Here is a 16,802-nt window from a genome sequence, read left to right on the forward strand (position 1 = left end):
CCACAGTCGCGCCTGAGGGAGTTCCGTTTAGGATGCTGGAAAAGCAAAGCACGCAGTATCAGTTGGTGTCGGCCGACTCCCATGTGAACGAGCCGCCCGACCTTTGGACCGACCGGGTGCCTGCTCGCTACAAGGATCGAGCCCCTCGCATGGAGAGCTTTGAGCAGGGCGATGCCTGGGTGCTGGAAGGGGCTCATGATCCCATTAACTTCGGCGGCAACTGCTCGGCAGGTCTGCCGATTGACCAGCGTTCGGGATGGGTTCGGTGGGAAGACGTCCGTTCCGGCGGCTATGACCCGGCGGCCCGGGTCGGCGAGCAAGGCCAAGATGGCGTGGACTTGGAGATCTTGTATCCCACCCCCCGGATCGGCAACCAGCTGGTGTGGCACCGCGACGACGCTGAGTTTCACATCGCTTGCATCCGGGCCTACAACGACTGGCTGGCCGAATTCTGCGCCTACAACCCCGACCGTTTGTGGGGAGTGGCCATTCTTCCCAATGTTGGGACGGCAATTGCGGTGGCTGAGATGCAACGGGTGGCCGCTTATCCCGGCATACGAGGGGTGATGCTCGGGCGATGGCCCAGCGGCGATGAGGTGCTCACAGCCGACGATGACCCGGTGTTCGCCACTGCCGCTGAAGTCGGATTGCCGCTTTCCGTACATGTGGCCTTCGCCACCCACGCCCAAGGCGACGTGGCCAAGATGAAGCTCACCGGATCCATGCGCTTCTTCGACATGCCGGTGAGAATCACCCAGCTCATCGAGGGCGGCGTGTTCGATCGCCATCCCGACCTTCAATTCTTGGCCGTGGAAACCGACAGTTCCTGGTTCCCCTACCTGCGAGAGCAGATGGACGATCGCTTCCGGCGAGCCAACCCGGCCACCCGGGCCCCCATCCAGCGGTCACCCGGCAACTACTTCGACACCAACATCGCCTCCACGTTCATCACCGACCACTACGGCATCGTCAATCGCCACCACATCGGCGTCACCCAGATGATGTGGTCCAGCGACTTTCCCCACGGCGGATCAGATTGGCCCGACTCTCGTACCACCATCGATGAGCATTTCGACGGGGTGCCCAAGGACGAGCGCCACGCCATCTTGGCCGGCAATGCCCTGCGCATCTACGGACAAGAACTGAGTCCATGAGAATCGGCGACATCACTGCTCCCGAGCACGCCGCCCACGGCAAGCCCCTCGATGGCATCCGTATTCTGGCCATCGAGCAGATGCAGTCGCTGCCCTACGCCACCCAGCTCATGGCTCGCATGGGCGCGGAAGTGGTCAAAATCGAGCACCCGGTGCGAGGTGACCTGGGCCGGGGCTCGACACCCGGCATTGCCGATCCCGACGGCCGGCAGGTGGGCAACACCTACCTGCGGAACAACCTCAACAAGCGCTCGGTGGGGATGGACTTGAAGAACCCCAAAGCCATCGACCTCATCCGCCAGATGATCACCAACTTCGATGTGCTGGCCGAGAACCTAAAGCCCGGAACCCTGGACAGGAGCGGCTTGGGCTACGAGGACCTATCTGAACTGCACCCCGGCCTCATTTACCTGTCGGTGTCGGGCTTCGGGAACTTGAACGAGTCGCCCTATGGCCATTGGCCAGCCTATGCCCCCATCGCCGAGGCCATGGGCGGCCTTTACTCCATCAATCGCGCCGAGGGCGAGCATGTGAAAGTGTCCCCGGTGGGAGCGCTGGGCGACACCGGCTCGGGTCTCTACGCGGTGATCGGGGTGCTTATGGCGTTGCGCCAGCGGGAGCGCCACGGCCATGGCCAGCACGTGGACATCGCCATGTTCGACGCCATGGTGGCTTTTGGCGACATGGTGCCCAACTACTGGTCGCTGGGTGCCGACCCCCGGCTCCCCACCGCCATCATCAACGACGGCTTTCCCATCGACTCCGGCGAGTTGGTAATGCAGATTGGCCGAGAGCACCAGTTCGAGCGCCTGTGCCATCTCATCGGTCGCCCCGAGTGGCTGGAAGACGAGAGATTCTCCACCCGCGACGGCTGGCGGGATCATCTCGACGAGATTCGGGCTGCGGTCCGGGCGTGGGCCGGCAACCGCACCACAGTGGAAGCGGCCAACGACCTGGCTGCCGCCGGATTGGCGGCCGCTCCGGTGTTCGAGGCCCCCGACGTGATCGACGATCCCCATGTGGCTGCCCGCCACATGATGGTGGAGATTCCCCGCGCCGACGCCGACACCCCGGTGCTGACCCCCGGCAATCCGGTGAAGATGTCGGCGGTCAGCGAGGGACCCGACACCCGGCCGCCGTGGTTGGGCGAGCACACCGACGAGGTGTTGGCTGCTGAACTCGGTCTGGACGAAGAAGCAATCGCCGAGCTCCGGTCCGACGGCGTTATCGGCTGATGGTGCAGCCTCCGCTTCGCTTCGACGGGCGCACCGCGGTGATCACCGGCGCGGGCCAGGGATTGGGCCGGGCCTACGCCAAGCTGCTGGCCGAACGGGGAGCGCAGGTAGTGGTGAACGACATCGCGGCCCACTCGGCCGATGCCGTGGTGGGCGAGATCGAAGCCTCGGGCGGTACCGCCATTGCCGACCACCACAATGTGGCCACCCCCGATGGTGGCGTTGGATTGGCGGAACAGGCCCAGGACGCGTTCGGCACGGTACACATCGTGATCAACAACGCCGGCGTGAATCGAGCCGCCGAGTTTGCCGACATGACATCGGAGACCGGCCCGGAGTTGTTCAGTGAGATGATCGCCATCCATTTGCTGGGGCCGTGCCATGTGCTGTGGCCGCTGTGGCCCGCCATGGTGAAGCAGGGCTATGGCCGGGTGGTGAACATCGCCTCGGGGGCGGTGTGGGGCTTGCGGGGCCAATCGGCCTATGCCGCCTGCAAGGCCGGTGTCATAGGGCTGACCCGCACGCTGGGCCGAGAAGGGCGCTATCACGGCGTGCAGGTCAATTGCGCTCTCCCCTGGGCGGTTACCGATCCAAGCCCTGACCGCTCCGGCGACGAGTTCGGCGCCATCATCGATGCCCAGATGCGCCCTGAGAATGTCGCCCCGGCGGTGATTTGGCTGGCCCACGAAGACTGCCCGACCACCGGCGAGTCGTTCACCGTGGACGGGGGCCGCATGGCCCGCCTGGGCTGGGTCGCCAGCGAGGGCCACACCGACCTAGCTCCCACCCCCGAGTCCTGCCGCGACCACTGGGATCAGATCATGGACCTAACAAGCTTCACCGTCCCGACCTCAACCAACGACCACATGCGCAATACGGTGATGCCGGCGTACGAACGCCTTAGTCCATCGACAGAGGCACCGCCTCAACCCCAGTAATCCACGGCCGTCCCGCCCGGGCGAGCGCCTCCCATTTTTCTTCAGCCTCGGCGGGATCGGATTGCCCCAACTCCTCGGGAGTCGGGCCGATCTGCTCGACCAGCGGCGCCAGCGCCTCGGTGTCGAAGCCGTAGAACTCTGCGGCGTTCAAGCCCAGGATGGCCGCGGAGTCGTCAGCCGGAATGTCCCAGAACGTCTCGGCCAAGGCCTTGCGAGTGTGCGGCCAGGTCCCCTCGGGGTGGGGAAAATCGTTGCCCCACATGATGTTGCCCACGCCGATCTCGAACCGCCGAGCCAGCTCCCGCCGCTTGGTGCTGGCCGCCCCGATGGCGCAGTTGCGATCGAAGTAATCGCTGGGCCGCAGACTCAGATGACCGTAGGCATCGGCGGCCAGCTTTTGCGCACCGCCGTGCTCCCGGGAATAGGTGGCATCCATCGTCCACAGCATGTCGGCGGCCCAGAAACAGCCGCATTCAGTGACTGCATAGCGCAACCCTGGATACCGTTCGAACACGCCGGAATACAGCAAGAACCACAGCGGACGGGTGGTCCACCATCGCACTTCGGCCACGTACATGCCAATGAAACCCGGACCCGTGCCGTAGTCGCCGCGAGGGGCGGCCCCTGAGTGGGTGTGAACCGGCATCTCCAGGTCTTGACAGGCAGCCCACACCGGGTCGTAGCGGCGCTCGTGGTAGCCGGGGCCCTCGTTCCACATGGAGGCGATGAGAATCCCACCCCGTAGCCCCGACTCCCGGGCTCGGGCGATCTCGCCGACCGCAGCGTCTACGTCGTCGATGATCGGCACCACCGCCACTCCGGCCCGACGCTCAGGGCTGTCGGCACACAGTTCGGCCAACCACCGGTTGTGGGCCCGAGCCCCCGCCATCAACAGCTCGGGGTCTTCGGCAAACGACATGCCCAGCCCGGCTCCGAACGGCGCCGAAGCACCTCCGGTCACTGCATCAGCATCGGGAAAGATCACCTCGCCGGCGACACCGTCTCCGTCCAATTCGGCATCCCGTCGGGCTGCGTTCCAAGCCCCTCGCAACCCCTCCTCGTTCTCGCCGAACCACTCTTCTTCGAACTCGGCGTTACCCATGATGTTGCCCTGGTTGCGGATCGCCTCCCGCCGCGCCAAGAAGTCGTCGAAAGCAGCCTGGTGCTTCGATTCCAAATAGTCCCGATACTCCAAATTCGGCAGCCCCGCATGGCAGTCCGAGGAGATAACCAAATAGCGCTCAGTCATGACGCCCCCTTTGGCAAGACACTAGCCAAGGGGGGGAAACCCTGGGTCGGGCAGGCGGGATTTGAACCCACGACCTCTTCGTCCCGAACGAAGCGCGCTACCAAGCTGCGCCACTGCCCGTCCGATCAAATATATCGGTTTAGCTCAAAACAGCTAATACCGCCCGCTGCACACTCACCGCGTCCAACGGCTTCACCAACCACCCATCAGACCGCGCCTGCCGAGCCAAATAAACATCAGCCTCCCGATCCAACAGCATCAAAACCCGAGTCTCCGGCGCCCGCCCCATTTCCGCCTCCAAACGCAGATCCAGGCAAGTCGCCATCCCCCCCATGTTCCCAATCTGAAGATCGCAGATCACCACGTCCGGCTCCTGCTCCCGCACCGCGTCCAGCACTTCCACCCCCGCCCGCACCCTGCTGATCTCGGAGGCATCACTCCCCAAAGCAGCATCTACCGCGTTGAACACGGAATCGCTGTCAGTGGCCAAGAGCACGTGGGTCACACCACGATGGTATCCAAATCGATATCGCCACAGCGTGCTGGGGAAATGTGGCTGGGACTGACGGACCATGGCGTGGGCCTGCGAGGCTTGGCGATGGCATTGGGGCTGTGTCGCGTTAGCATCAGGGACGGTCAAGGGGAGGCGCATTGCTCGAGATCGACGTCGAAAATCTAGACACTCACACGGTGCTTCGCCCCAGTGGTGAGATCGACGCCTACACCGTGGCCCAATTTCGGGAGCGGATCGGCGACTTGGCCCTTGAACCCCGCCTGCTCATCGACTTGGGGTCGGTCCCGTTCATGGACTCTGCTGGATTGGGGGCGCTGATTGGCGGCATCCGCCGGATTCGCGATTCCGACGGTGAGGTTGTAGTGGCCTGCGGTGAAGGGGCCCTGGCCCGGCTGCTGCATACCACCGGCTTCGACCGGATTGTTCCCGTGGCTGAGACCCCTGAAGAAGCGCTGGCCTCACTGCTCAGCGACGAATCACCTGAGGCGTTGTAGATCCAACAGTGCGAATCCCGCGGTTGAAGTTGGCTGCTGCCTGCCTCGTTGGAGGCGCAGTGTTGGCCCAGTTCGGCTCGACGGCTACTGCGGCGGTGTCCAGCGATCCCGCTGATGCCGGCGTGGCCGTGGTGGTCGAGGTCACCGGCTTATTGGACCCGGTCATGGCCGAGCTCATTGAGGACACGGTGGCCGATGCTGCCGACGCCGGCGCCACTCTTCTGGTTTTCAGAGTCGACAGCAATCGCTCGGTGGTTTCTGACGAGCGCCTGGGCGAACTGGCTGATGCCATTGCCACCTCGCCGGTGCCAATCGCGATTTGGGTCGGCCCGAATGGGGCTTCTCTGGAAGGCAAGGTCGCCCAGCTCTTCGCTACTGCCGATGAGGTGGGCATCGCCCCCGGCACCGGCGTGGGTGATCTTGGCCCCCCGCTTCCGATGCTGGCCGACTATCCCGTCGCCTGGGCTGATCAAGAGCTGATCCGTGACCAGAAACTCGGCTGGCGACAGCTCATCTCCGAGGGGGTGATTGCCTGTGAACCCCTCACCATCGACGATCTTCGGGATCGGTACAACGAGGCTGGCATCCCCTTCGATTCCCAAACCGTACGGGTTCCCCCCCAAGAAGAACAGTGCGTGGCCCCGCTTATCGGCGACTTCCTGGTTGACCTCGACCATCTCGGCTTCGTGTCCAACTTGGTCAATGTGGACGGCCAGCCTCGCCTGGAGCCGAGTACCCAGGTTCAGTTCCGAGGTTTGTCGCTCGCCCACCAGTTGTTCCACACCGTGGCCAGTCCCCCGGTGGCCTATCTGCTGCTGAGCATCGGCATGGGCCTGATGCTGTTCGAGTTCTTCACCGCGGGCATCGGAGTTGCCGGAGTCGTGGGCGCAGTGCTGTTCATCTTGGCCGGCTACGGACTTTCCGTGCTTCCCCATAACACTTGGGCATTGGTCCTGTTGGGGGCGTCGATGGTGGCGTTCGGTATCGACATCCAAACCTCGGTTCCCCGGTTTTGGACCGGGGCCGGGATGGTCATGTTCGCAGCGGGAACATGGTGGCTCTACGACGGCGTGTCCATGTCGTGGATTCCCATGGTGGTGATGACCGGAGCGGTGGCGGTGGCCATGTTCTCGGGGATGCCGTCGATGGTGCGCACCCGCTTTTCCACGCCCACCATTGGCCGGGAATGGATGATCGGTGAACGGGGAGAGGTCGTCGAAGACGTCTCCCCCGACGGGGTGGTGCGAATTCGCGGTGCCCTGTGGCGGGCTCGAGCCAACCGGGCAACGCCGGTAACCGCTGGTGACGAGGTCAGAGTGGCTGAAATTGACGGTTTGTGGCTGGAAGTGGAGCCTTTGGAGGGCGCCGCCCGTGACTACCGAGAGCCCCGCCGAAAGGACTCCGGGCCGTCCTGAAGCCCGAAAATCAGCCAAAAGTGATCTTCGATTGCTCTGTCCTCATCTTGTGCGCGGCCAACTTCGCCTATAAGGTCCGCCAAAAGGGGGTAGGCAAGAGTGAGCGCTGTTACCAGTGAGAGGGCCTGGCAAGTCAAGGCAGCCTGTCGTGGACCGCACGCGGCTGTGTTCTTCCCGCCCCCCTCTTTTGAGCGCAAAGAAGAGAAGCTCGAGCGGGAAAGTCGGGCGAAGGCCATCTGCGAGGAATGCAGTGTCATCGACGAGTGTCGTGAGTATGCCCTGGAAATTCGCGAGCAACACGGCATCTGGGGTGGCTTGAACGAGTTGGAGCGCCGGGAGATACTCAACGGCCGCCGGAACTGATCACACCGTTGATCTGATCACATCCTCATAGGCGCGGGCCGGCGATTCTCACATCACCTCTTCGGCGGGTCGCGCCATGCCCGTCCATCCATGCCAGCAGCGGCAGGGCGTACTTGCGCGTGGTGGCCAAGCGTTCTCGCACCTCAGCCACCGTGACCCCGTCAGGCTGGGATGCCAACATCTCGGCCAGCACCGATTGAGCCCCCTCCACTGCTGCGGCGGCAAAGAACACCCCATCTTGCTCCACGATCAAGCCTCGCTTCACCAACTCCCGTACTTCGCTTCGGTCCACGCCCACGGCTTCGGGGTCGGGCGGGGTGAACGGCGCCGCCTCCAGTGCCGCGGTGTACCGGTGATTCTCGAACGGGTCCGACTGGCCGACGAGGCGAACTCGGCCTCCCTCAGCCGCCATGTCCTCCATGAGACTGAGCACCGCTCGATCTCGTTCATCCAATCCGGCGATGTCCAACCCAAGCGGACCAGCGTCTTTCACCGCGTTCCGAAGCCGAGTCCGAGCATCCTCCAGCACGGTCGCGCTCACCACCCACCGGCCGACATCGGGTTCTCGCCGCTGCCCGGTAAGCAGAGTCAGTTGATCAGCCTCCACCCATCCCCGCTCGGCCACCACTCGATCAACAGACAGGTCGGGCTTGGCCTTCGAAGCAGGTAGCACCGGATCGACATCGAGAACGGTGCCGCCCCCAATGGTCTCGGCCCGGCCGCTCTCCCGCAAGACGAAGCGGTCTCCGGGTAGAAGCGGCAGCCGGCGGGGTAGATGCAGCCGCACCAGTCCGGTTTCGCCCGGCGACAGCGCCTCAAGCCCGAGGATGCGCATTCGGACCGGGAGCTCGCACGCGCCCACATAAACGGCGTGGGCCCCTCGGCGGGACACTTCGTGGTCCAGGGTGCTCAACACCGTCAAGGAGGCATCGAACCGATTGGTCAGATGCCACTGTCCGGCCCGAATGAGCACATCGCCACGGGCGACCTCTTGGTGGCCGACGCCCGACAAGTTGACCGCCACTCGGTTGCCGGGACCGATTTTGGTGCGTTGGCTGTGGTGGCTCTGCAACGCCCGGATTCGCACCGCCGCGCCCTTGGGCCGAAGTTCCAACTCGTCGTCCACCCGGATTTGCCCGCCGGTGAGGGTGCCGGTCACCACCGTGCCTGCCCCTCGGGCGGCGAACGCCCGATCTACCCACAGCCGGGGACGGCGCTGGTCGGCAGCCGCGGGGGTTCGATCCACCAAATCGTCCAACTCGGCGCGGAGCTCATCAATGCCCAAGCCATCCACCACGTCGGTTTCCATCACCGGAGCACCGGCCAAGAATGTGTCCTCGACGCGCTCTTCCACCTCCAAACGAGCCAGCTCGGCGATGTCGGGATCGCACAATCCCACCTTGGTCAGGGCAATCAATCCGTGCGACACCCCCAGCAGTTCCAGGATGCGGAGGTGCTCTTCTGACTGGGGCATCCACCCTTCGTTGGCCGCGATCACAAACAGGCAGGCATCCACTGCGCCCACCCCGGCCAGCATGTTGCGGATGAACCGCTCATGGCCGGGAACGTCGATGATCGATACCGACCGGCCTGAAGGCAGCGGCGCGGAGCCGAAGCCCAGGTCGATGGTCAACCCTCGAGCCTTCTCCTCGGCAAACCGGTCGGGGTCAACCCCGGTGAGCGCCTCCACCAGCGTGGACTTCCCGTGGTCCACATGGCCGGCGGTGGAGATGGTGATGCTCACCCAAGGGCTTTCAGGGCGGCGATCACGTGCTGGTCGTCGTCAGGAGCCACCGTCCTCAGGTCGAGCCAAGTGCGGTGGTCGCTCACTCGGGCGATGATCGGGGGTGACCCGGCGCGCAGGAGAGCGGTGTGATCGCCGTCCAAGACCACACCGAGCGAGTCGATCTCGGTGCCGGGAAGCGTGCCGCCGCCGGGCACTGATGCCATCTCGGCCACCTCGCCCGCCCCCGATTCGGCGACCACAGCGTGGGCCCGGCGTTCCAGCTCGGCGGTGGTCAGCGATGCCATTCGCCAGAATTCGATGGCCTGTCCGTCTCGCCGCAGATAGGCCAAGGCCACCTGTTGGAGGGCGTTCAGCACCAGGCTTCCCGGTCGCAGCGCTCGGGCCAGGGGGTGTCGAGCGCATTGGCTCACCAGGTCGGCTCGCCCGGCGATGATCCCGGCTTGGGGACCGCCGAACAGCTTGTCGCCGGAAAAAACCACTAACGCCGCCCCGTCGGCCAGGGTCTGGCGGGCCGCGGGCTCGCCGGCCAGCCACGCCGGGGGCCCGTCGGCCAGCCACGGGCAGGCGGCATCCACCAATCCCGATCCGATATCGGCCACTACCGGGACGGAGAGAGAGGCCATCTCGGCCACGGTCACATGTTCGGTGAACCCCACGATGCGGTAGTTCGATTGGTGCACCTTGAGAGTGAGCGCGGTGTCGTTGGCCGGATTCTCCACGGCTGATGCGAAGTCGGCCATGCGAGTGCGGTTGGTGGTACCCACCTCCACAAGCCGCGCCCCCGACTGCTCCATGACCTCTGGAACCCGGAACCCGCCGCCGATCTCCACCAACTCGCCCCGCGACACCGCCGCCCCTCGTCCGGCGGCTAGCGCAGCCAGCACCAACAGCACTGCCGACGCCCCATTGTTCACCACGATGGCGTCGTCGGCGCCGCACAGTCGGGCGAGCAGCGCCGCGGCACGGGCGTGGCGGGATCCCCTTCGGCCCGACGACAGATCCAGTTCCAGGTTGGTATAGGCCGCGTCGGCGGCGATGGCCAGCGGCGCCCGTCCCAGGTTGGTGTGCAGTAGAACTCCGGTGGCGTTCACCACGGGCTGAAGCAACGACCGAGCCGCGGCGTGAGCGTGAGCACGGGCCCGCTCCTCCACTCCTTCTGTGTCGCCGTCGGCGATAGCCGCCCGGGCGGCGTCCACCAGCAGGGGATGGGGAAGCCCGGTATCGGCCAAAGACCGGGCCAGGGCATCCACCGAAGGGGGTCTCACGGGTCTCAGCGTATGGCGCTAGCGGTATGCCGTCATCTGTAGCCGGTCAATCCCCATCGGCCAGATCGGTGTCGTGGATGGTTCCCGGCCGAGTGCCCTCGGGACCGATATAGGTCACGCGATGACGAAAACGGCGGATGATGAACGGGCGGATCGCCATTCGGGTGGGGGGGAACAACAAGAGCAGGCCCACCGCGTCGGTCACGAATCCAGGGGTGAGCATGAGTGCCCCAGCCAGCAGCACCAAGGCACCGTCCACCAACTCCCGGCCGGGCATCACGCCCTCGGCCAGCTTGCTCCTGACCCGCCAGAGCACCGCCAGCCCCTGGGCCTTCACCATCCACGCCCCCACCACGCTCACCACGATCAACAGGCCGATGGTCTCCAGCGTTCCGATGCTTCGGGCGGTCTCCACAATCACATACAGCTCCACCAGTGGCACCGCAATGAACAGGAGCACCAACCAGACGACCACGGCGAGTTCCTTTGCTGAGTCCTACGACGAGACGATGTCGAGTTTGGCCAGGGCCTCTTCAGCGGCCTCGAAAATCCGAGCGGTACAAGAGGCCATATCCACCGGGGGGATCTCCTCCAACAGCCGATCGGCGATAGTTCGCAACGCATCACCCGCGGGACCAGGGGCGTCTTCCAGCACCACAGGCGCCCCCTCGTCCCCGCCAGGGGCCACAGCAGCGTCGATGGGCACCTGACCGAGCAGCGGCACGTCGAGCTCGTCGGCGAGCTCTTGTCCGCCTCCCTGGCCGAAAATCTCGTACGACGCCCCATCGGGAGCCACGAACGCGCTCATGTTCTCGATCACCCCGGCGATCCGGAGATAGTTGGAACGCCCCATTGAGGCCACTCGGGTAGCCACCTTCTGGGCACTGCGAGCCGGGGTGGTCACCACCACCATCTCGGCTTGAGGGAGCATTTTGGCAATGCCCATCTGCACGTCGCCGGTGCCCGGCGGCATGTCGATCAACAGATAGTCCACCGGGCCCCAGCGCACGTCCTCGAGAAAGTGCTGGACGGCCCGATTCAGAATGAGGCCCCGCCACATCAGCGCGGTCTCCTCCCGGTCGACAAGGAAGCCCATCGACACCACTTCCAGGGTGCCGTCGCCCACTTGTTTCTCATTGGGCACGATCTTCTTCTCGTCTTCCGCCCCCGCCAAACGGCCTTCCACTCCCAGCATTCGGGGCACCGAGTAGCCCCAGATATCGGCGTCCATCACCCCGACCCGCATGCCTCGGCGGGCCAGTTCGGCAGCCAGATTCACCGTCACGGTGGATTTGCCCACCCCGCCTTTGCCCGATGCCACCATCACCACCTTGGCAGTGGGGGGCACCGCGGTGTCGGGAGCGTTCTGGGCCACGTTGAAGCGGGCTTTGGCCATGGCCGAGGCCTTCTCCTCCTGGGTCAGCTCGCTCCAGTGGATCTTGACCTTCTCCACGCCGGGCAACCCGCCCACCCGGCTGCGGACATCTCGCTGGATCTGGGCCCGCAGCGGGCATCCCGCGGTGGTGAGCGCCACCGTCACCTCGACGAGGCCGTCGGGATTGACCACCGCGCCTCGCGCCATGCCCAACTCAACGATGTCGGTGCCCAATTCAGGGTCGATCACCCCGCGCAGCACGGCCATCACATCGTCGACCGTTGGCTGATTGGAGGCCGATCCGTCGCTCACACTCAATGATGCTAACGGGTGAGGGTGTGAGGCTCTACAGGCGTGCGCCGCGGTTGGGTGTGTTGGGCAACCATTTCTGCGGGTAAACTGATGACGCGTCGCAGCACCGAGTAGGGAGAAGTTTGTGATCACGCTCACAGATTCAGCAACCAGCAAAGTGGGAGACTTGGTTCGCCAAGAGCAGGCCGACGACGAGGAACTGGCCCTGCGGGTGGCGGTTCGCCCTGGCGGCTGCTCCGGATTCAGCTACGAGATGTATTTCGACGCCGACTTTGGTTCCGAAGACCAGGAAGTTCTCTTTGGCGATGTCAAGGTGGTAGTTGACTCTTCTAGCGCCGCCCTGCTGGAGGGCGCGGTGCTTGACTACAAAGACGGTCTGACCGAGGCAGGGTTCTCCATCACCAACCCCAACGCTCAGCGCACCTGCGGCTGCGGACAGAGCTTTAGCTAACCCCCATCGCCGCGCCGCCCGGCGCTGGCTACCCTCATCCAATGACCGCCGCTTTGGAGTTCACCGTCGACGGTCGCTCCGTGGAAGTATCCGACGACGGCGCTTCGCTCATGGAGGTGTTGCGCGACCGGCTTGGCATCCGCACGGTGAAAGACGGATGCAGTCCGCAAGGACAATGCGGTTGCTGCACCGTGTGGGTTGATGGGAAGCCTCGAGTGTCTTGCGTGACCCCCGCCCGCCGGGTGGCCGGCCGGGAGATCACCACCCTGGCCGGGCTGCCTTCCGACACCCGTGCCGACTGGGGTGAGGCGTTTTGCGCAGCCGGCGCCAGCCAATGCGGCTTCTGCACCCCTGGCATCATCATGCGCCTCGCCGGTCTGGATGCCCGACTGGACCAAGATCACCCCCGCTCGTCTGCGGCCACCGCGCTCGCCGCCCATCTGTGCCGCTGCACGGGGTGGCAGACCATCTTGGAAGCGTGGGAGCACTTCGGCGCCGACGCCCCCGATCGTGACTGGGCCGCGGCGGCACGGCGAGCCGAGATCGAGGGCAGCGTTGCCCAGACCGTGGGGCCGGATGTGGCCTTGGGAGAGGGCGGTTTTGCCGACGACACCGGGCCCAACGGGGCGCTGGTGGCGCTGTCCGATGGCCGAGGCGGCTGGGCGTTGGGAGAGACGGTGGCCGAGGCCCGGGCCGTAGCGGGAAAGGTGCAGGGCCGACGCACGCCGACAGAGCTGCCTATGCCGTTGGAATATCCTGAAGGCGACTGGGCAGTGCGCCTTCGTACCTCATGGGTGGAGCCCGCCTATCTGGAGACCGACGCTTCGTGGTGTGCCCCCGGCGGCGAACCGGCGAGCCCACTGGCCAACGGCGGCGCATTCGGCGCCAAGCTGGCGTCTCCGCTGCCGGAGGTGGCCCGCCGGTTGGCCGATGAGCACGGCCGTCCGGTGCGGGTGCTGTGGTCTCGTGAGGACTCCGTTCGGCACGGTCCCAAACGCCCGCCGGTGGCCATTGGGATCAACGCCGATGGCCAAGGGGTGGTTCGGGTAGTGCGCACGCCGGGGGTGGCCGATGCCGTCGCATCGGTTTTATCTGCCCTGTCGGTAGAAGAAGTAGACATCGCCGGACCTCCCACCTCGGTCGCCATTCGGGGTGCAGGATGGGTTGAGGCCGCCGTAGCGCTGAGTGCGTTGGGCGATGGCTCTCAGCCGATCACGTCTCCGGGCGGGGGCTCGGCCCGAGCCGAGTGGCACCAAGGCAGCCTGCGGATTCAGGTGTACGGCGGCGAACCGCTGGATGAGGTCGTGCTGCGCTCCTATTGCATCGGCGCCGCGCATATGGCCTATAGCTGGGTAACCTCCGAGGCGCTGACCGTCGGCCCCGACGGCGAGGTCCACGACCTCACTATCCGCTCTTTCGGCGTCGTGCCCGCATCTCGGATGCCCCCGGTGGAGGTGGAGATCGAGCCGTCCGAAGGCCCGCCCGTCAACTGCTCCGACGCCGTGTTCGCCGCCGTGGCCGCAGCCACCTGGCGGGCCGCCGGCCATCCCCCTGACTGGCCAACCGGTCGGCCGGATGCTCATTCAGACTCTCCGTAGAGCAGCCGGTCGGTCACTTCTCGAACGGCGTCGGTGATCTCCTGGTAGTCGGCTTCTAAGTCCCGGTTGCTGGGATAGCCGAGCCGTCGGGCCAGCAACAGCTCCTCGTGGTCGTCGTCGGGGAACACGTCTGAAGAGAGTCCTGAGAGGTGGTAGCGGGCGTTGCGGAACCGCTGGCAGAAGCGATAGCCCACATCCAGGGTGGCCCGGTCGCCGATGTCCAGCAGGTTGTGCTCCGACAGACCGGCCAGCGCGGGCAGCGTGCGGTTATCGCGGATCGAAGTCCTTCCGAATCCGTGCTGAAGCTGCATGAGCTGCACGGTGAACTCGATGTCGCTGAGCCCACCCGCGCCGAGTTTCACGTCCCGGGCCTTGCTGCCGGTGCCCAGCCGCTCAGCTTCGATGCGGCGCTTCATGGCGCGGATCTCATCAGCCTCGGTATCGCTGAAGTCGGGCTGGTAGCACCACTTGTCGGCCAACTGGAGAAATCGGTTTCCCAAATCGGCGTCTCCCGCCACGAAGCGGCGTTTGAGCAGAGACTGGCGCTCCCATAGCTGACCCCGTTCCTCGTAATACCGTTGATACCCCTCCAGCGATCGGGCGAGCTGTCCGTTCTCGCCCTCAGGGCGCAACCGCGCGTCAATCTCCCAGGCTCGGCCTTCGGCGGTTTGAGCCCCGATCTCCTTGAGCAGGCCCCGGGCGGTGCGGTTGGCCGCCCTGGCGTCATCAGAGCCTGCCCCCTCGTACACGAAGATCACATCCAGATCAGAGGCATAGGAAAGGTCAAGGCCCCCATAGCGCCCCATTCCGATGACAGCAAAGGGCACCTCTGGGGCCAGCGAGTCGACGGCGGCCGCCACCGCGGCGTCGGCGATAAGGGTCAACTCCTGGGGAATCTCAATGATCGAGGCCAGCCCCAGGATGTCTCGGGCCGCCACCCGAAGCTGCTCGCGCCGCACGAACCGCCGCAGCTCGGCCATCTGGAGGTCGTGATCGCCAGCGGCTGACTGCATGGCCTCGGTGGCCTCGGCAACCAGGGCCTCCGCAGTGCGGGCATGGGCCAGCTCCTCGGGGTTCATCAGCGAGCGGGCGAACTCCGGGTGGTTGCGCATCCATCCCGCGGCCACCCGGCTGGAACCCAGCAATCGGGCGATGTCGCTGATGGCAATGGGGGAGTCGCGCAAAACCGGGAGGATGGTGCCGACCCGGAAGGAGCCGTCCAAAAGCCAGGCCAGGCGGACCAGCCCCAGGTCGGGATCGGGGGTGGTGGCCAGAGCCTCCACCATGATCACCAGCACCTGTTGCATCACGTTGGCCCGACGGCCGAGGTTCTCGGTAAGGCGCTCGATGGTAGCGGCGGCCCGATCGGGATCGCCGAAACCCAACTGCCCGAGGTGAGCGGGAAGCAGCTCGCTCACCAGTCCGGTCTCGTGCAGCCGGTCGAGGGTTTGCCGGTAGAAGATCCGCTGGTGGATCTCCCGAACCGATGACTGGTGGCGAGTGTGGGAGGCCTGGAACGCTTCCAGATTTTCGAAACCGGATGCTCGGGCCGCCCACTCTCGGTCGGCATCCGCGGTGGGCAGCTCGTGGGTCTGGCGCTCGTCGCGGAGCTGCAACCGGTGTTCCACCGTGCGGAGGTGGATGTAGGCGGTGGTGAAGTGAACGGCATCGGCTTGGTCGATGTACTCCCCCCAACTCAACTGCCGAAGGGCAGTGAGGGTGTTGGGGGAGCGAATGGTGGGATCAGCTCGGCCGTGTACCAATTGCAGGAGCTGCACGGTGAACTCGATGTCTCGCAGGCCACCGGGCCCCTTCTTGAGCTCCCGATCGCCCTTCAGCTTGGCCGACTCCTCCACCCGCTTCTTCATGGCCTGAAGCGACGGCACAGTCTTGGCCCCCAGGTTCTCTTCCCACACACCGGGCCGGATGGCGTCGAAGAAGGCGTTGCCCACCTCGGGGTCGCCCGCGCACAGGCGGGTTTTTATGTAGGCCTGACGCTCCCAGGCGTGGGCCCGCTGCTCGAAGTAGTGCTGATAGGCGTCGGGGGGCAGGCTGAGCGAGCCAGTCTGCCCATCGGGGCGGAGGTCGGTGTCCACTCGGTAGACCGCGCCCTCGGCGGTAAACGTGGTGAGGGCCTGTACCACCTTGCGGGCTCGCTTCACCGCTGCCTCGGTGCTGCCCTCGTGGACGAACACAATGTCCACGTCGCTGGCGTAGTTCAGCTCGCCGCCTCCCAGCTTGCCCATGCCGATGATGGCCAACGGCGGTCCTTCGTCGGCGATCTCCAGGGCTCGGGCAAAACAGGCGTCGGCCAGCAGCGACAGCTCACGGCCCACGGTGGCCAGGTCGGCCTCACCCAGCAAGTCACGCAGTGCGATGCGCAGGAGTTGGCGGCGCTTCCACCGCCGCAGTCCGTCGATGGCATCGTCGTCATCAGGGGCGGTGAGGCTCATCTTCTCGGTGGCGAACTCAGATGGGGGATCGAGCACACCCAGCAAGCTGGGATCGCGCCGCACCGCCTTGCTCATGCTGCGGGAAGCCCCGGCCAGCATGGCCGCCGCCCGGGCCCGGCGTTCGTCGGTGATGCCCAGATCCTGGATGAGAGAACGGGCATCCTCCGGCCACGGGCAGGAGGCGATCAGATACTCGATGTCTTGGTTCTGGTGACCGAGGCCTTCAGCTTCCATATGAT

Annotated in this window: 15 protein-coding genes and 1 tRNA gene; 8 read left to right on the plus strand and 8 right to left on the minus strand. The window is 65.4% G+C overall.

Going from position 1 to position 16,802, the window contains the following annotated elements:
• The first annotated feature begins 32 nt into the window (after window positions 1–32).
• From ACOQPI_RS02060 to ACOQPI_RS02070, 3 genes are read left to right on the plus strand one after another with little or no spacing between them, the layout of a single operon-like run.
• A complete protein-coding gene (locus ACOQPI_RS02060) occupies window positions 33–1,154 on the plus strand; it encodes an amidohydrolase family protein (RefSeq protein ID WP_420618062.1) in 1,122 nt (373 codons plus the stop codon).
• Window positions 1,151–2,389, plus strand: a complete 1,239-nt coding sequence (locus tag ACOQPI_RS02065) for a CaiB/BaiF CoA transferase family protein (RefSeq protein ID WP_420618063.1) — start codon at window positions 1,151–1,153, stop codon at window positions 2,387–2,389. Before ACOQPI_RS02060 ends, ACOQPI_RS02065 begins: the two co-directional genes overlap by 4 nt.
• A 2-nt stretch (window positions 2,390–2,391) precedes the next feature.
• Window positions 2,392–3,327 carry an SDR family NAD(P)-dependent oxidoreductase gene (locus tag ACOQPI_RS02070; protein WP_420618064.1) on the plus strand — a complete coding sequence of 312 codons (936 nt, stop codon included), beginning with the start codon at window positions 2,392–2,394 and terminating at the stop codon, window positions 3,325–3,327.
• Here the strand turns inward: ACOQPI_RS02070 and ACOQPI_RS02075 are convergent.
• The 3 genes from ACOQPI_RS02075 to ACOQPI_RS02085 all read right to left on the minus strand — a co-directional run bounded on the left by ACOQPI_RS02075 (window position 3,290) and on the right by ACOQPI_RS02085 (window position 5,081).
• Window positions 3,290–4,576 (minus strand): amidohydrolase family protein, encoded by a 1,287-nt coding sequence (locus ACOQPI_RS02075; protein WP_420618065.1) that lies wholly within the window; start codon window positions 4,574–4,576, stop codon window positions 3,290–3,292. The genes ACOQPI_RS02070 and ACOQPI_RS02075 overlap by 38 nt on opposite strands.
• Window positions 4,577–4,622: 46 nt before the next feature.
• Window positions 4,623–4,696: transfer RNA gene (locus ACOQPI_RS02080), tRNA-Pro, on the minus strand.
• A 19-nt stretch (window positions 4,697–4,715) separates the two neighbouring features.
• Complete coding sequence (locus ACOQPI_RS02085) at window positions 4,716–5,081, minus strand: response regulator (protein WP_420618066.1); 366 nt, start codon at window positions 5,079–5,081, stop codon at window positions 4,716–4,718.
• A gap of 146 nt (window positions 5,082–5,227) precedes the next feature.
• Here ACOQPI_RS02085 and ACOQPI_RS02090 point away from each other — a divergent pair, with 146 nt between their 5' ends.
• From ACOQPI_RS02090 to ACOQPI_RS02100, 3 genes are all read left to right on the plus strand, one after another.
• Window positions 5,228–5,584, plus strand: coding sequence for an anti-sigma factor antagonist (locus ACOQPI_RS02090; RefSeq protein WP_420618067.1), 357 nt, complete (start codon window positions 5,228–5,230; stop codon window positions 5,582–5,584).
• A 23-nt stretch (window positions 5,585–5,607) separates the two neighbouring features.
• On the plus strand, window positions 5,608–6,999 hold the full coding sequence (locus tag ACOQPI_RS02095; RefSeq protein ID WP_420618068.1) for an NfeD family protein: 1,392 nt from the start codon (window positions 5,608–5,610) through the stop codon (window positions 6,997–6,999).
• A 99-nt stretch (window positions 7,000–7,098) separates the two neighbouring features.
• On the plus strand, window positions 7,099–7,362 hold the full coding sequence (locus tag ACOQPI_RS02100) for a WhiB family transcriptional regulator (RefSeq protein ID WP_420618069.1): 264 nt from the start codon (window positions 7,099–7,101) through the stop codon (window positions 7,360–7,362).
• Window positions 7,363–7,387: 25 nt separating this feature from the next.
• Here ACOQPI_RS02100 and selB read toward each other — a convergent pair whose 3' ends face one another.
• Genes selB through ACOQPI_RS02120 form a run of 4 tightly spaced genes read right to left on the minus strand, consistent with a single transcriptional unit; the run spans window position 7,388 to window position 12,061 of the window.
• Entirely contained in the window at window positions 7,388–9,106 is a 1,719-nt protein-coding gene (selB, locus tag ACOQPI_RS02105; RefSeq protein WP_420618070.1) for a selenocysteine-specific translation elongation factor, read from the minus strand.
• On the minus strand, window positions 9,103–10,374 hold the full coding sequence (gene selA, locus ACOQPI_RS02110; protein ID WP_420618071.1) for an L-seryl-tRNA(Sec) selenium transferase: 1,272 nt from the start codon (window positions 10,372–10,374) through the stop codon (window positions 9,103–9,105). The genes selB and selA overlap by 4 nt, the downstream gene beginning before the upstream one ends.
• A gap of 46 nt (window positions 10,375–10,420) precedes the next feature.
• Complete coding sequence (locus tag ACOQPI_RS02115) at window positions 10,421–10,849, minus strand: FxsA family protein (RefSeq protein WP_420618072.1); 429 nt, start codon at window positions 10,847–10,849, stop codon at window positions 10,421–10,423.
• Window positions 10,850–10,870: 21 nt separating this feature from the next.
• Complete coding sequence (locus tag ACOQPI_RS02120) at window positions 10,871–12,061, minus strand: Mrp/NBP35 family ATP-binding protein (protein WP_420618073.1); 1,191 nt, start codon at window positions 12,059–12,061, stop codon at window positions 10,871–10,873.
• Window positions 12,062–12,185: 124 nt separating this feature from the next.
• Here ACOQPI_RS02120 and ACOQPI_RS02125 point away from each other — a divergent pair, with 124 nt between their 5' ends.
• A complete protein-coding gene (locus ACOQPI_RS02125) occupies window positions 12,186–12,512 on the plus strand; it encodes a HesB/IscA family protein (protein WP_420618074.1) in 327 nt (108 codons plus the stop codon).
• 41 nt (window positions 12,513–12,553) lie between these two features.
• On the plus strand, window positions 12,554–14,110 hold the full coding sequence (locus ACOQPI_RS02130) for a 2Fe-2S iron-sulfur cluster-binding protein (RefSeq protein WP_420618075.1): 1,557 nt from the start codon (window positions 12,554–12,556) through the stop codon (window positions 14,108–14,110).
• Here the strand turns inward: ACOQPI_RS02130 and ACOQPI_RS02135 are convergent.
• The gene (locus ACOQPI_RS02135) at window positions 14,092–16,797 is read right to left on the minus strand and encodes a bifunctional [glutamine synthetase] adenylyltransferase/[glutamine synthetase]-adenylyl-L-tyrosine phosphorylase (RefSeq protein WP_420618076.1); all 2,706 of its coding nucleotides are present in this window, start codon (window positions 16,795–16,797) and stop codon (window positions 14,092–14,094) included. The two genes, ACOQPI_RS02130 and ACOQPI_RS02135, sit on opposite strands and share 19 nt — an antisense overlap.
• Window positions 16,798–16,802 lie beyond the last annotated feature (5 nt).

Source organism: Candidatus Poriferisocius sp., from assembly GCF_965219815.1.
In the GTDB taxonomy this organism is placed as follows: Bacteria; Actinomycetota; Acidimicrobiia; order Acidimicrobiales; family Bin134; genus Poriferisocius.